This window comes from Pseudomonas helvetica (assembly GCF_039908645.1).
GTDB lineage: Bacteria > Pseudomonadota > Gammaproteobacteria > Pseudomonadales > Pseudomonadaceae > Aquipseudomonas > Aquipseudomonas helvetica.
This window is the reverse complement of record NZ_CP150917.1, coordinates 102,501-117,500: the sequence shown is the minus strand read 5'-3', so window position 1 is coordinate 117,500 and position 15,000 is coordinate 102,501. Positions and strand designations below refer to the sequence as shown.

15 protein-coding genes (1 of these 15 cut by a window edge) are annotated in these 15,000 nt (G+C 58.6%); 13 read left to right on the top strand and 2 right to left on the bottom strand.

Annotated elements, in window-relative coordinates; genetic code table 11:
* Both AABM55_RS00575 and AABM55_RS00570 read right to left on the bottom strand, forming a co-directional pair.
* Nucleotides 1-793, bottom strand: partial view of a CaiB/BaiF CoA-transferase family protein gene (locus tag AABM55_RS00575; RefSeq protein ID WP_347928535.1) — the 5' portion only. The gene continues 428 nt to the left of window position 1, outside the view; only the first 793 of its 1,221 coding nucleotides appear in the window; its start codon is at nucleotides 791-793; its stop codon lies off the left edge, out of view.
* Between the two features lie 13 nt (nucleotides 794-806).
* A complete protein-coding gene (locus tag AABM55_RS00570) occupies nucleotides 807-1,988 on the bottom strand; it encodes an acyl-CoA dehydrogenase (RefSeq protein WP_054594978.1) in 1,182 nt (393 codons plus the stop codon).
* Nucleotides 1,989-2,145: 157 nt separating this feature from the next.
* Between AABM55_RS00570 and AABM55_RS00565 the strand changes: the two genes are divergently transcribed.
* The 13 genes from AABM55_RS00565 to AABM55_RS00505 all read left to right on the top strand — a co-directional run bounded on the left by AABM55_RS00565 (nucleotide 2,146) and on the right by AABM55_RS00505 (nucleotide 14,853).
* Nucleotides 2,146-3,066, top strand: a complete 921-nt coding sequence (locus tag AABM55_RS00565) for a LysR family transcriptional regulator (RefSeq protein ID WP_347928534.1) — start codon at nucleotides 2,146-2,148, stop codon at nucleotides 3,064-3,066.
* A 430-nt stretch (nucleotides 3,067-3,496) separates the two neighbouring features.
* Nucleotides 3,497-4,618 (top strand): Re/Si-specific NAD(P)(+) transhydrogenase subunit alpha, encoded by a 1,122-nt coding sequence (locus AABM55_RS00560; RefSeq protein WP_054594976.1) that lies wholly within the window; start codon nucleotides 3,497-3,499, stop codon nucleotides 4,616-4,618.
* 15 nt (nucleotides 4,619-4,633) lie between these two features.
* Entirely contained in the window at nucleotides 4,634-4,957 is a 324-nt protein-coding gene (locus AABM55_RS00555; RefSeq protein WP_003187010.1) for an NAD(P) transhydrogenase subunit alpha, read from the top strand.
* Nucleotides 4,957-6,393: an NAD(P)(+) transhydrogenase (Re/Si-specific) subunit beta gene (locus AABM55_RS00550; RefSeq protein ID WP_347928533.1), complete on the top strand. Its 1,437-nt coding sequence runs from the start codon at nucleotides 4,957-4,959 to the stop codon at nucleotides 6,391-6,393. Before AABM55_RS00555 ends, AABM55_RS00550 begins: the two co-directional genes overlap by 1 nt.
* A gap of 180 nt (nucleotides 6,394-6,573) precedes the next feature.
* Nucleotides 6,574-8,067 carry an acetyl-CoA hydrolase/transferase family protein gene (locus AABM55_RS00545; protein WP_347928532.1) on the top strand — a complete coding sequence of 498 codons (1,494 nt, stop codon included), beginning with the start codon at nucleotides 6,574-6,576 and terminating at the stop codon, nucleotides 8,065-8,067.
* A gap of 319 nt (nucleotides 8,068-8,386) precedes the next feature.
* Nucleotides 8,387-8,602: a DUF1127 domain-containing protein gene (locus AABM55_RS00540; protein ID WP_054594973.1), complete on the top strand. Its 216-nt coding sequence runs from the start codon at nucleotides 8,387-8,389 to the stop codon at nucleotides 8,600-8,602.
* A 330-nt stretch (nucleotides 8,603-8,932) separates the two neighbouring features.
* A complete protein-coding gene (locus AABM55_RS00535; RefSeq protein ID WP_347930099.1) occupies nucleotides 8,933-9,082 on the top strand; it encodes a DUF1127 domain-containing protein in 150 nt (49 codons plus the stop codon).
* Between the two features lie 180 nt (nucleotides 9,083-9,262).
* A complete protein-coding gene (locus AABM55_RS00530; RefSeq protein WP_019694507.1) occupies nucleotides 9,263-9,580 on the top strand; it encodes a DUF2388 domain-containing protein in 318 nt (105 codons plus the stop codon).
* A gap of 106 nt (nucleotides 9,581-9,686) precedes the next feature.
* On the top strand, nucleotides 9,687-9,995 hold the full coding sequence (locus tag AABM55_RS00525) for a DUF2388 domain-containing protein (RefSeq protein WP_347928531.1): 309 nt from the start codon (nucleotides 9,687-9,689) through the stop codon (nucleotides 9,993-9,995).
* A gap of 26 nt (nucleotides 9,996-10,021) precedes the next feature.
* On the top strand, nucleotides 10,022-10,342 hold the full coding sequence (locus AABM55_RS00520; protein WP_054594970.1) for a DUF2388 domain-containing protein: 321 nt from the start codon (nucleotides 10,022-10,024) through the stop codon (nucleotides 10,340-10,342).
* Entirely contained in the window at nucleotides 10,339-12,300 is a 1,962-nt protein-coding gene (locus tag AABM55_RS00515) for a DUF4105 domain-containing protein (protein ID WP_054594969.1), read from the top strand. The genes AABM55_RS00520 and AABM55_RS00515 overlap by 4 nt, the downstream gene beginning before the upstream one ends.
* Nucleotides 12,301-12,707: 407 nt before the next feature.
* Entirely contained in the window at nucleotides 12,708-14,015 is a 1,308-nt protein-coding gene (locus AABM55_RS00510) for a CitMHS family transporter (RefSeq protein ID WP_054594968.1), read from the top strand.
* 70 nt (nucleotides 14,016-14,085) lie between these two features.
* Nucleotides 14,086-14,853: a TerC family protein gene (locus AABM55_RS00505; protein WP_054594967.1), complete on the top strand. Its 768-nt coding sequence runs from the start codon at nucleotides 14,086-14,088 to the stop codon at nucleotides 14,851-14,853.
* Nucleotides 14,854-15,000: the final 147 nt, after the last annotated feature.

Sequence of the window (15,000 nt, the reverse complement as noted above, 5' to 3'; positions counted from 1 at the left end):
ACTGCCCATCATTCCCCACCGTCAGGATGAAATCACCATCCGCGGTCGGGAAGTCCTGATAGGGAACGATGTTCGGGTGAGCATTACCCAAGCGCTTGGGAGCTATGCCGGTAGTCAGGTAATTCATCGCCTGGTTAGCAAGGCACGCCACCTGAACGTCCAACAACGCCATGTCGATGTGTTGACCACCACCTTCATGCTCCCGATGCGCCAATGCCGCCAGGATCGCCACTGTCGAGTAGAGCCCTGTCAAAATGTCTGTCAGCGCTACACCGACCTTCACCGGCCCGGCACCCTCATCACCTTCAGGGCGCCCGGTCAGGCTCATCAAGCCGCCGAGCCCCTGGATCATGAAATCGTAGCCCGCGCGCTTGGCATAAGGTCCGGTCTGGCCAAAGCCGGTGATCGAGCAATAGATCAGATCAGGATTGATCGCCTTGAGAGTTTCGTAGTCCAGCCCATAAGCGGCCAGACCACCGACCTTGAAATTCTCGATCAGGATGTCGGACTTCGCTGCCAGCTCACGAACCAGACGCTGACCTTCGGCCTGAGTAAAGTCGATAGTCACTGACTGCTTGTTGCGATTAGCCGACAAGTAATAAGCGGCCTCGCTGGTGTTCTCGCCGTAAGCATCCTTAAGGAACGGCGGCCCCCAGGCGCGAGTGTCATCGCCATTGCCCGGGCGCTCGACCTTTATAACCTCGGCGCCGAGATCCGCGAGGATCTGGCCGGCCCAAGGTCCGGCCAGTACTCGTGATAAATCCAGTACCCGCAAATGCGATAACGCACCCATGGCCGCTCTCCTATTAATAGAACGCCTGGAGACCGGTCTGCGCACGACCCAGGATCAGCGCGTGAACGTCGTGAGTCCCCTCATAGGTGTTCACTACCTCAAGGTTGACCAAATGACGCGCAACACCAAATTCGTCGGAGATACCGTTACCGCCCAACATATCGCGAGCCATTCGGGCGATGTCCAACGACTTGCCGCAAGAGTTGCGCTTCATCATCGAAGTGATTTCGACGGCAGCCGTGCCTTCATCCTTCATACGCCCCAGACGCAGGCAACCTTGAAGAGCCATGGTAATTTCAGTCTGCATGTCCGCCAGCTTCTTCTGGATCAACTGGGTAGCAGCCAGAGGCCGGCCAAACTGCTGACGATCCAGGGTGTACTGGCGAGCGGTGTGCCAGCAGAATTCGGCTGCGCCCAAAGCGCCCCAGGCGATGCCATAACGGGCAGAGTTCAGGCAAGTAAAAGGGCCTTTCAAACCGCGGACATCCGGGAAGATGTTCTCTTCTGGAACGAATACGTTGTCCATCACGATCTCACCGGTAATGGAGGCACGCAGACCGACCTTGCCGTGGATCGCCGGAGCGCTCAGGCCTTTCCAGCCTTTCTCCAGGACGAAGCCACGGATATCGCCGGCGTCATCCTTGCCCCACACCACAAATACGTCAGCGATCGGGCTGTTGGTGATCCACATCTTGCTGCCGGTCAGGCTATAGCCGCCTTCCACTTTGCGTGCACGAGTGATCATCGAGCCCGGATCGGAACCATGGTTCGGCTCTGTCAGACCAAAGCAACCAATCCACTCACCGGTAGCCAGTTTCGGCAGGTATTTCTGTTTCTGCGCTTCAGTACCAAACTCGTTGATCGGCACCATGACCAACGAAGATTGCACGCTCATCATCGAGCGATAGCCGGAGTCGATGCGCTCGACTTCACGAGCGATCAGCCCATAGCTGACATAGTTCAGGCCGCTGCCGCCGTACTGCTCAGGAATGGTCGCCCCCAGCAGACCGATCTCGCCCATTTCGCGGAAGATCGCCGGATCGGTTTTTTCATGACGGAATGCTTCAAGAATGCGTGGAGCCAGCTTGTCCTGAGCAAACTGAGCAGCGCTGTCGCGCACCATGCGCTCTTCTTCGGTGAGCTGTTGATCCAGCAGCAGGGGATCGATCCAGTTGAAGCTAGCTTTACCGGCCATGAGAGAGTCCTCGCGAAGTAGGTCAAATATCGTGGACTGATCCTAGGCGCCGCTGGCGCATTGGGCAAACGAGGATTTTGCATACTGTTGTGCTAATTTCTCACTCCGTAATAGCCTTAGACGCCACCCATGCCAACTATTAGTGAGGTTGCCGTACATGCGCAGGAAGATACCCAGCACAGCCGCACTGATCAGCTTCGAAGCGGCAGCCCGTCATGAGAGCTTTACCAAGGCCGCTCAAGAGTTATCGCTGACTCAAGGAGCGATATGCCGACAGATCGCCAGCCTGGAGGAGTTCCTCAGCGTCGAACTGTTCCGACGCTCACGACGCGGCGTTAAGCTGACCGAAGCAGGGCTTTCCTACAGCCGGCGCGTAGCAACGCAATTGGATGCTGTTGAACGGGACACGCTGTCAGTGATGGGCCAGCAGGGCGCCAACGTCATCGAACTGGCGGTCGTGCCGACCTTTGGTACTCAATGGCTGCTGCCGCGACTCAAGGACTTTCAACAGCAACATCCGGAAGTCACGGTCAATCTGACCAACCGCACACGACCCTTTCTGTTTGCCGACACCGATTTTGACGCCGCGATCTACTTTGGCGACGCCGATTGGTCCGGCACCGAATCCCACAGGCTGATGGGCGAGAATCCGATGCCAGTGTGCAGCCCGAGATTACTTGGCGATCACACACACCTGAGCGCCGAAATGATTGCCGACCTGCCGCTACTGCAGCAGACCACGCGCCCTTACGCCTGGCGCCAGTGGTTCGACTCACAACATCTGAATGTCCCCCGCGACATGACAGGTCCGCGTTACGAGCTATTCTCCATGCTGGCTCAGGCGGCGATGCATGACATGGGTATTGCACTGATCCCACCGTTCCTGATTCAGCGGGAGCTGGCGGAGAAACGACTGGTGATTGCCAACCCTCAGGCCCTGTCGAGCATCAAGGCCTATTACCTGATGATTCCTGACCGCAAGGTCGAATCAGCCTCTTTACGCGCATTTCGCGATTGGCTGGTTAACCAGGCACATAGCTACAACCTAGAAGGGCAGGGCTTATCCGCCACTAGTTGACCTAGTAGTCAGCAAAATTGAAACACTACAGATATAAGTATTTGTCGCATTTAAGCAGACTGTACTTTCAGGAGGCACAATCGTCCCACAAGCGCCTAACGGCGCGGCTTTGCGGCCCTGATTCAAAGCAATGCCGCGTCATTCACAGCACCGATATGTAATTTCCTGGATTTCGACAGAAATCCTTACAAGGCACGGCCTACAAGGGATTTAGGCGGACACTTGCGACATTCGGTCACAGGGTGACTTGTAGTTAATTTTCCGTCACCCGTCATAATCCCTTGAAGGGCGCAAAGTTCGCCTGCAAAATGCCGCGCCCCGCCCGAAATACGGCGGGGGCGTGCTGATCGGCCGCCCCAGCCGCACCCTCCGCAGTGCGCTGGCCTTCCAAGAATGATCGAAAGCAATAAGATCAAGCAGGAGATTTGACGTGCACATTGGTGTTCCTCTCGAAACCCAGACCGGTGAAACGCGGGTTGCTGCAACCCCGGAAACCATCAAGAAGCTGATCGGCCAGGGTCATAAGGTCACTGTGCAAAGCGGCGCCGGCATTAATGCCAGCGTTGTCGACAGTGCTTATGAAGCGGCAGGCGCAATGATTGGCAGTGCCAACGAGGCATTTGGCGCAGAGCTGATTCTCAAGGTCGTCGCCCCCAGCGACAGCGAACTGGCCCTGATCAAACGCGGCACCGTGCTGGTGGGCATGCTCAACCCGTTCAGCAATGAAACCATTGCCAAGCTGGCCGAGTGCGGGATTACCGCGTTCTCCCTGGAAGCCGCGCCGCGCACTTCCCGCGCGCAAAGTCTTGATGTGCTGTCCTCGCAAGCCAACATTGCCGGCTATAAAGCCGTATTGCTGGCCGCCCATTACTATCCGCGCTTCATGCCGATGTTGATGACCGCCGCCGGCACCGTGAAGGCCGCGCGCGTGCTGATCCTTGGCGCCGGCGTGGCAGGACTGCAGGCGATCGCCACCGCCAAGCGTCTGGGTGCGGTGATCGAAGCGTCCGATGTGCGCCCGGCGGTGAAGGAACAGATCGAATCCCTCGGCGCCAAGTTCGTCGACGTCCCGTACGAGACCGATGAAGAGCGTGAGTGTGCCGTCGGTGTCGGCGGTTACGCACGCCCTATGCCGGCCAGCTGGATGCAGCGTCAGGCCCTGGCCGTGCACGAACGCGCCAAGCAGGCCGACATCGTCATCACCACCGCACTGATTCCCGGCCGCAAGGCACCTGTGCTGCTGAGCGCTGAAACCGTGGCGCAGATGAAACCCGGTTCGGTGGTCATCGACCTGGCCGCTGCACAAGGCGGCAACTGCCCGCTGACCGTGGCCGACCAGGTGGTGGTCGCGCACGGCGTGACCATTGCCGGCCCGACCAACCTGGCCGCGCAGGTCGGTGCAGACGCCTCGGCGCTGTACGCGCGCAATCTGCTGGACTTCCTGAAGCTGGTCTTCACACCCGAAGGCCAATTTCAGATCAACCTAGAAGACGACATCGTCGCCGCGTGCCTGATGTGCCGCGACGGCCAAGTCATCCGCAAAAACGCCTAAGCAGGGATTCAGACGATGGAAGAGCTTATCTCCCCCGGTATCTACAACCTGATCATCTTCGTGCTGGCGATTTATGTCGGTTATCACGTGGTCTGGAACGTTACACCCGCACTGCACACGCCGTTGATGGCAGTGACCAACGCCATTTCGGCAATCGTGATCGTCGGCGCCATGCTGGCGGCGGCGCTGACCGTGACGCCGCTGGGCAAAACCATGGGCACCCTCGCTGTGGCGCTGGCTGCGGTCAATGTGTTCGGTGGTTTCCTGGTGACCCGCAGAATGCTTGAGATGTTTAAGAAAAAAGCCCCGAAAGCCGTAAAAGAAGAGGCGCCCAAGTAATGAGCATGAACCTTGTCACGACGCTCTACTTGATCGCGTCGATCTGCTTCATCCAGGCCCTGAAGGGCTTGTCGCACCCGACCTCGTCGCGACGCGGCAATGTGTACGGGATGCTCGGCATGGCCTTGGCCATCGTCACCACCGTCGGGCTGGTGTTCAAGCTGGGCTCCGAGCTGGCCACCGCCGGTATCGGTTACGTGATCGTCGGCCTGCTGATCGGCGGTACTGCCGGTTCGATCATGGCCAAACGCGTTGAAATGACCAAGATGCCAGAGCTGGTCGCGTTCATGCACAGCATGATCGGTATGGCAGCGGTGTTTATCGCCATCGCCGCCGTGGTCGAGCCGCAGTCGCTGGGCATCGTCAAACAACTGGGCGATTCGATCCCCGCCGGCAACCGTCTGGAGTTGTTCCTCGGCGCCGCCATCGGTGCAATCACCTTCTCCGGTTCGGTGATCGCGTTCGGCAAGCTGTCGGGCAAGTACAAGTTCCGCCTGTTCCAGGGCGCACCGGTACAGTTCAGCGGGCAGCATAAAATCAACCTGCTGTTGGGCCTGGCAACACTGGGCCTGGGCGTCACCTTCATGATGACCGGCAACCTCGGCGCCTTCGCCCTGATGCTGGCCCTGGCCTTCGTGCTCGGCGTAATGATCATTATCCCGATCGGCGGTGCCGACATGCCCGTCGTGGTGTCGATGCTCAACAGCTATTCCGGCTGGGCTGCGGCAGGTATCGGCTTCTCGCTGAACAACTCGATGCTGATCATTGCCGGCTCGCTGGTGGGTTCGTCCGGTGCGATCCTCTCGTACATCATGTGCAAGGCGATGAACCGTTCGTTCTTCAACGTACTGCTCGGTGGTTTCGGCAACAGTGCAGACGCGGCCGGCCCGGCCGGTTCGAAAGAGGCCCGCCCGGTGAAATCCGGTTCGGCGGACGACGCGACCTTCCTGCTGACCAACGCCGACACCGTGATCATCGTTCCAGGCTACGGCCTGGCGGTCGCACGAGCGCAGCACGCGCTTAAAGAGCTGACCGAGAAGCTGACCCACCGTGGCGTGACCGTGAAGTATGCGATCCATCCGGTAGCCGGTCGGATGCCCGGCCACATGAACGTGCTGCTGGCCGAGGCCGAAGTGCCTTACGACCAGGTGTTCGAAATGGAGGACATCAACTCCGAGTTCGGCCAGGCCGATGTGGTACTGGTGCTCGGCGCCAACGACGTGGTCAACCCGGCAGCGAAGAACGACCCGAAATCGCCGATTGCCGGCATGCCGATTCTTGAAGCCTTCAAGGCCAAGACCATCATCGTCAACAAGCGCTCGATGGCCAGCGGCTATGCCGGCCTGGACAACGAACTGTTCTACCTGGACAAAACCATGATGGTCTTCGGCGATGCCAAGAAGGTCATCGAAGACATGGTTAAAGCCGTCGAGTAAAAACTGCTCCAACGCAATACCGAAAACCCCGGCCTTTAGTAGGCTGGGGTTTTTTATTGCCTGCAGAAAACCGACCAAAGGCTCTAAATTAGGGGCCAGCATTCGACCATGGTCGCGGGGCGAATTTTTTCGAAATCACTAGACTGCGCATCTTGCTTCCGTTGCCCGAGATAACCATCCATGTACCGTGATCGTATCCGCTTGCCTTCGTTGTTGGATAAGGTAATGAGCGCCGCTGACGCTGCCGCTCTGATTCAGGACGGCATGACCGTCGGCATGAGCGGATTTACCCGCGCCGGCGAAGCCAAAGCCGTGCCCCATGCACTGGCCGAACGCGCCAAGGTCACGCCGCTGAAAATCAGCCTGATGACCGGCGCCAGCCTGGGCAATGACCTCGACAAACAGCTGACCGAAGCCGGTGTGCTGGCCCGTCGTATGCCGTTTCAGGTCGACAGCACCCTGCGAAAGGCGATCAACGCCGGCGAGGTGATGTTCATTGACCAGCATCTATCCGAAACCGTGGAACAACTGCGCAACCAGCAACTCAAGCTGCCGGACATCGCAGTGATTGAAGCCGTAGCAATCACTGAACAGGGCCACATCGTGCCAACCACCTCGGTCGGTAACTCGGCCAGCTTCGCGATTTTCGCCAAGCACGTGATCGTCGAGATCAATCTGGCGCACAACCCGAATCTGGAAGGTCTGCACGACATCTATATCCCGACCTACCGTCCGACCCGCACGCCTATTCCGCTGGTCAAGGTCGACGACCGTATCGGCAGCACTGCGATCCCGATACCGCCGGAAAAGATCGTCGCGATCGTCATCACCAACCAGTCCGACTCGCCGTCCACGGTGCTGCCGCCGGACAACGACACCCAGGCCATTGCCGACCACCTGATCGACTTCTTCAAGCAGGAAGTGGCTGCCGGGCGCATGACCAACAAGCTCGGCCCGCTGCAGGCCGGTATCGGCAGCATCGCCAACTCGGTGATGTGTGGCCTGATCGACTCGCCGTTCGAAGACCTGACCATGTACTCCGAAGTCCTGCAGGACTCGACCTTCGACCTGATCGACGCCGGAAAACTGAGCTTCGCCTCGGGCAGCTCGATCACCCTGTCGAGCCGGCGCAATGCGGATGTGTTTGGCAATCTTGCGCGCTACAAGGACAAACTGGTGCTGCGTCCACAGGAGATCTCCAACCACCCTGAAGTGGTTCGTCGCCTGGGCATCATCGGCATCAATACGGCGCTGGAGTTCGATCTGTACGGCAACGTCAACTCCACCAACGTCTGCGGCACACGGATGATGAACGGCATTGGTGGTTCCGGCGACTTTGCCCGTAACGCGCACCTGGCGATCTTTGTCACCAAATCGATTGCCAAGGGTGGGGCGATTTCCAGTGTGGTGCCGATGGTCAGTCACGTTGACCACACCGAGCATGACGTCGACATCCTCGTGACCGAGATCGGCCTTGCCGATTTACGTGGCCTGGCACCACGGGAGCGGGCGCGGGTGGTGATCGACAACTGTGTGCACCCGGACTACCGCGAAGCACTGAATGCTTACTTCGAGGCGGCCTGCGCCGTCGGCGGACACACCCCGCACATCCTGCGCGATGCCCTCAGCTGGCACATTAACCTGGAAGAAACCGGCAGAATGCTCGCCGTGTGATTGATACAGATGGCAGCTGACGCAAACACAATTTCGTCAGCTCGCCATCACCAACCCAACATCCTTCAAAAACTGTACTGCTGTACCGGTCATTTCCTACCGTAATTACCCACACTTCCGAGCCAAACACCTAAAAATGCACCACTAAAGTGCAGATAGGTACAGTTGCCTCGTTTTCGAGCAGTACAGCACCTATTAACAGTTAACTGGTCCCTCACAATACAGGTGAACTGTATCTAGAGAGACTGGCCAAACGAGAGGATCATTGGCATCAGTTAAACCACTACCTAATCCCGCCATAAGCGGAAGGATGTCAACCATGGAACGTACACTCAGTTCCGAAATGTTCTTCGAAGACAACGCTGTAAAAACCCAGGCTTCCATGCCTCTTCGCGTTATCGCCAACCTGATGCTGTGGCAGCGCCGCATCTCCAGCCGCCACCAACTGGCTCGCCTGGATTCGCGTCTGCTGGCTGACGCAGGGATTAGCGAAGCACAACGCTACGAAGAGCTGAGCAAGCCGTTCTGGCGCTAAGTTAGCGTCGCTGGCCCTGACCCACCGGGTCCACCGCCAGCACCCCGAATTGCACACACAAAACCCGTCGTGGGAAACCACGACGGGTTTTGTCGTTTCAGGGCTGAAAAACGGCGGGTACAGAAGGGCGATCGCACGACGGGTACAGTTTCAACAACCAACAAACTGAACCAGTACAATTTAACATTGGTGTATCTGCTCCAGCGACGGCGAAACGCCGAACATGGTCTTCCAAGGCTGCTCAATCAGCCTGTTCGCGAGGAACACACCATGAATCGGTTACTTGAAGTTCCGCTCCCGCCTACTCGCAAGCTTTCCTTGCTCAAGCGTATGGCCCGGCTGATCGTCGCTATCGGTCAAAGCATGGAAAAAGCGCGCACCCGCCGCCTGCTCGCGCAACTTAATGAACAGCAGCTGTCTGACATAGGTATCAGCCATTCAGATCGACAGGTCGAACTGGACAAACCTTTTTGGCGCTAACCGTGTCTAGATGGGGTGACAGGGCTATTCGAACGGTTGAACAACGGCCTAATATCCGAAGACAACGTGGCGAGCCCTGCGCAGGGTATGTCTGATCTCTCAGACGTTACGCATCACGCCGTGGCTGCCCGACGTTATTCTTGGCGTCACTATTTATGGTTTATTCACAGGAGTTACCCCATGTCCCGTCTTCGTCTGCTCAGCGTTGCAGCACTGCTGGCTGTGGCTGCCAATTCGCACGCCTCCAGCTTCATTATCACCACAGACACTGTCGTCGGCGCACTCAAGGACAGCTCCGACGCCACAACAAACCTCTCCTCTTCGCTGCGGGACAAGAAGATCGTTCGCGCTGCCCGTGATGACGCTGCCAGCTTCGTAGCCAGCGAAGGCGCCATCCGTGGCGTGCGCCTGGAAAGTGCTCTCGACTACATCCACACACAGGCTCCACAGTTGAAAGCCACTGACGCACAGCTGGCTCAAGCCATTCTGGCGATCTGATCGACGTCGGAAAACGGGGCTCTCAGATTGGGTCCCGTTTCCTCGGCGCTGGCTCTGGTCCGGGCATTGCGCTAGCCTTGGGACTCGTTTCCAACCGTCGAGCCTCATGCATTTTCTTTCAAAACCATTTATCACATCCCTGTTTATCACTGCCTGCTGGACCAGCCCGGCCCATGCCCTGGACCTGACTACGCAGAATCTCGTCGTCACCACTTATGTGACAAGCAAGGTGACCTCCGCGCCCTTCGACCATAAACTGCTACTCGCTGCCCACGATGATGCGGCGGCGTTCATTGCCAGTGACGGTCAACTGCGAGGAGCGCAACTGGAGTCCGCCCTGGTTTACCTGCGTCAGACCCAGCCAAAACTTCATGCCAGCGACCTTGAACTGGCACAGGCAATTCTCGTCCAATAGTTATCCTGTTTTTCCGGAGTCGTTCCATGCGTAGCCCGCTGATTGCCGCCACCCTTGGCCTGTTACTGTTGGCCGACGTGGCCCAGGCACACACCCTCGAAGCCACCAGTAACATGATCATCCGTGCCTCGCAGCGCACACTCGATTTCACCTCCGACACCACCACCTCGATTCGTGACCTGAAAGTCGTCCGTGAAGCCCACGACGACGCGGCCAGTTTCGTCGCCAGCAATGGCGATATCCGTGGTGCACACCTGGAAGCTGCCTTCGACACCTTGCGCACCCGCGTGCCGGAAGCCCGCGACGCCAGTGATCAAGTCCTCGCCGAAGCCATCCTCGCACTGTGAAGACACTAGCCGCCTGGCTGATGGCTGGGGCCGTATTGCTGCTTTGCAGCGCGGCTCAGGCCAGCCTGCAACTACACCTCAAGACCGACGGTCTGAGCCCGGCAGAACAGCAGGCCAGCCAGGCACTGCTGGATGAAGCGATGCAGGCATTGCCGCCGCGCTTCATCGAGCAACTGGACCGCCGGATTGATGTTGGCTGGACCGACGCAATGCCCGGTAACGCCTATGGAGAGGCGTCTCTGGTGTCAGAGGTGGACCTCAATCGCAACCTGCTGACCAGCCTCACCGACGGCAGCGCCGCGACGAAAAAAACCAATCGCCCCCACGGCACCGTTCGCCGCGAAATGCTCGCCACGGTGCTGCATGAACTCACGCACATTTATGACCGTGCGCGCTTGTGGACAAGTGTCGAGCGTTTGCAGATCCAACGCTGTACGCGACAGAGCAACAGTTCAGGCCTGGTCGGCCTTCCCGATCAATGCCGCGGGCAGACTGACCGTCGTTTCACCTTGAGCGACGATCCGCGCCTGCTGGACCTCGCCGGCTGGCCGCAATACGTCGGCCGACGCGGTGAACGCGAACAGCACAACCGGCAAATAGTCCGCAGCCCGGACCTCTACGAGACCAGCAGCCCCAAGGAATTTGTCGCGGTCAACATGGAGTACTTCCTCCTCGACCCGAGCTACGCCTGCCGCCGCCCGGCGCTATACCGTTATTACCAGGAACACTTCGGCTGGGCGCCACCGGCCAAGGACAGCTGCGCCCAATCCTTCGCCTTCCTGAACGCGGGCAATGACTTCGCCAAACAACCGCTGGGCCAGGTCGATCCGGAAAGGGTCTACTCGGTCGACTACCTGCTGGCCGAAGCCAATCAGAATCTGGTCAGCCGCTGGGGCCACAGCATGTTGCGGCTGGTGATTTGTGCGCCCGGTCGCCCGCGCGGACCGGATTGCCGACTGGACCTGGAATACTCCCTGGTGCTGTCCTACCGAGCCTTTGTCGGCGACGTACAACTGTCGAGCTGGGATGGTCTGGTCGGCAAGTATCCGTCGCGACTCTTCGTGTTGCCGCTGTCGCAAGTCATCGACGAATACACCAAGACCGAACTGCGCAGCCTGGCCTCGGTGCCACTCAATCTGTCGCGCAGTGAAATTGGAGAGTTGGTCGAACACGCCGCCGAAATGCATTGGAGCTACGACGGCAACTATTACTTCTTGTCCAACAACTGCGCGGTCGAGAGCCTGAAGCTGTTGCGCAGTGGCAGTAACAATCCACAACTGGTCGGCATGGACAGCATCATGCCCAACGGCTTGCTGGAAATACTCAAGGCCCGCGGACTGGCGGATACCAGCGTGCTCGACAATCCGCGCGAGGCCTTGCGCCTGGGCTATCGCTTCGACTCGTTCCGCGATCGCTATCAAGCGATGTTCGAGGTGCTGAAAAAGCACCTGCCGATCAAACAGGACAAGGTTGAAGACTGGATGGCGCTGACGGCCGCAGAACGTCGCCCGTGGTTTCAGCAGGCCGATCTGCGCACCAGCGCTGCGCTGCTGTTGCTGGAGCAGGCGAGTTTCCGCCAGCAATTGTTGCTTGCCCAGAATGAGGTGAAACAACGCTACCTGGATGCCCGCGAGTTGAAAAACGGCGGCATGGACCAGGCCAATCAGACCTTGAAGCAGATTCTCGTCAACAGTGGTTTCCTCAGCCGTCCGGCAGAACTGCTCGACAGGGGCGGCTACGGCCTTCCACAACCCAATGAATGGAAACGCCTGGAGTCGGAGAGCAGTACGCGACAGAAGAAATTACAGGTGTTGACCGGTGATCTGGACAAAGAGGTCAGGGCGCTGCTTGAGCCAGCCCGAGCCGCCGAGATCGCCGCGAATGAGGCCAACATCAAACAGCTGGGCGAGCACCTGCGAGCGTTGCATAAGGCGGCCGGTGGGCTGGAGTTGCCTTAAGTCGACCCGTTAAATTGATACCGCAGTTATCCACAATGGCATCCGCCTGAGTGCAGCCCGCTCATTGCGATGCCTCCTTCTTCATATTTAACGCCGTCAAACCGCGGTATTGGCCACTACTTCAGGCCGCGCCAGCCCACTTCGAACATCTCGTCAGGTGTTTGCCCAGCGAAAGCTGGCTGAAAGGTTTGCCCATTAGGATCGCCCGCACTGCCGGCAACAGACCGGTTGGCCAAACGAGTGTCGCAACGTTCGCACGGCCCAATTAACAACAACAATGGTGATTCTGATGTCCGCTCGTACCCGCCTGTTTGCCCCGACTCCCCCCGTACGCCTCGTGCTTTCCGTTCTGCGCTGACCCCACCCGGTTCGCCATTCCCTAGCCGCGCTACGCCTGGAGTATTCCCATGCTGACTTTCCTTGGCTTCGCCATGGTCATCACGTTCATGTACCTGATCATGACCAAGCGCCTGTCGGCGCTGATCGCCCTGATCATCGTTCCGATCCTGTTCGCCCTGTTCGGTGGTTTTGCCCCGAAGATCGGCCCGATGATGCTCGAAGGCATCACCAAGCTGGCCCCGACCGGGGTGATGCTGATGTTCGCCATCCTCTATTTCGCCCTGATGATCGACTCCGGCCTGTTTGATCCGGCCGTGCGCAAGATCCTCAAACTGGTCAAGGGCGACCCGCTGAAGGTTTCCGTAGGCACCGCTGTGCTGGCCCTGGTGGTGTCCATGGACGGTGACGGCGCCACGACTTACATGATCTGCGTGGCCGCCATGCTGCCGCTGTACAGCCGCATCGGCATGAGCCCGCGGATCATGGCCGGCCTGATCATCCTCGCCGGTGGTGTAATGAACATGACCCCGTGGGGCGGCCCGACCGCACGTGCCGCCAGTGCATTGCATGTCGACCCGTCGGACATCTTCGTGCCGATGATCCCCGCCATGCTCGCTGGCGTGGTGGCGATCCTGGCGATTGCCTACCTGTACGGTAAACGTGAACGTGCGCGCCTGGGTGAATTGCACCTGATCGGCGACGAAATCGACCACAGCGAAATCAGCGTTTCGCAGTTCCCGGATGCTCGTCGTCCGAAGCTGATCTGGTTCAACGGCGCCCTGACCCTGGCCCTGATGTGTGCCCTGATCGCTGGCCTGCTGCCACTGCCGGTGTTGTTCATGGTCGCGTTCAGTATTGCGATGATCGTCAACTACCCTTGCCTGCAACAGCAAAAAGATCGCGTTGCGGCCCACGCCGGCAGCGTGCTGGCAGTGGTCGGGCTGATTTTCGCCGCCGGTATCTTCACCGGCATCCTGTCCGGCACCGGCATGGTCGATGCCATGTCGAAAAGCCTGCTGGCCGTGATCCCGGATTTCCTCGGTCCGTACCTGGCCGTGATCACCGCACTGGCGAGCATGCCGTTCACCTTCTTCATGTCCAACGATGCGTTTTACTACGGCGTACTGCCGGTTCTGGCCGAAGCCGCGAGCCACTACGGCATCACCGCGGTGGAGATGGCACGTGCCTCGATCGTCGGTCAACCCGTCCACTTGCTGAGTCCGCTGGTACCCTCCACCTACTTGCTGGTGGCATTGGCCGGGATCGAATTCGGTGACCACCAACGCTTTACCCTGAAGTGGGCAGTACTGGTTTGCATGTGCATACTCGTCGCTGCATTGCTGATGGGGATTTTCCCGCTGTTCAGCACCTTGTAACGGCATCAACTCACCGTGCCGCCAGCTAAATGCTGGCGTCGTGGTTTAACACTCGCTCAAAGGAATACACATGGAATGGCTGACCAACCCTGAAATCTGGGTTGCCTTCTTCACGCTGACCGCCCTGGAAATCGTTCTGGGCATCGACAACATCATCATGATCTCGATCCTCGTCAGCCGCATGCCCAAGCACATGCAGGCGCGCACCCGGATCTTCGGCCTGGCGCTGGCCATGGTCACGCGAATCCTGTTGTTGCTGTCGATCACCTGGGTCATGCGCCTGACCGCCGACTTGTTCGTGGTCTTCGGTCAGGGTATTTCCGGGCGAGACCTGATCCTGTTCTTCGGTGGCCTGTTCCTGCTGTGGAAAAGCTCCCAGGAGATGTTTCACGCACTGGAAGGTGAAGACGAAACCGCCGACGAGCCAGGTGGCAAGGGCGGAAACTTCCTCTACACCATCATCCAGATCGCGATCATCGACATCGTGTTCTCTCTGGACTCGGTGATCACCGCGGTCGGCATGGTGTCCCATGTTCCGGTCATGGTTGCCGCGATCATCGTTGCGGTGCTGGTGATGATGATGGCCTCGGGCATGATCAGCGCGTTCATCGACAAGCATCCGTCACTGAAAATGCTCGCGCTGTCGTTCCTGCTGGTGGTGGGTACCGTGCTGATCGCCGAAGCCTTCGGTGTGCATGTACCCAAAGGCTACGTCTACTTCGCCATGGCGTTCTCGCTGGCCGTGGAGGCGATCAACATCAAGATGCGCACCGCGATCGCGAAAAAGAAGAAACAGCAGGAGCCGGTGAAACTGCGCAAGGACATCCCGGGTCAATAACCTGAATGCAGAGTAGAAGAAGGGGCTTTCGAGCCCCTTTTTCACGCCTGCGTGAAGCTGTTTTCATGACAGTTTTGTTTCAATCGACTCTTTAGCTATGCGATGCTGGCGCCCGGACCGTTAGCCAACTACAGCTTAAATACAGAA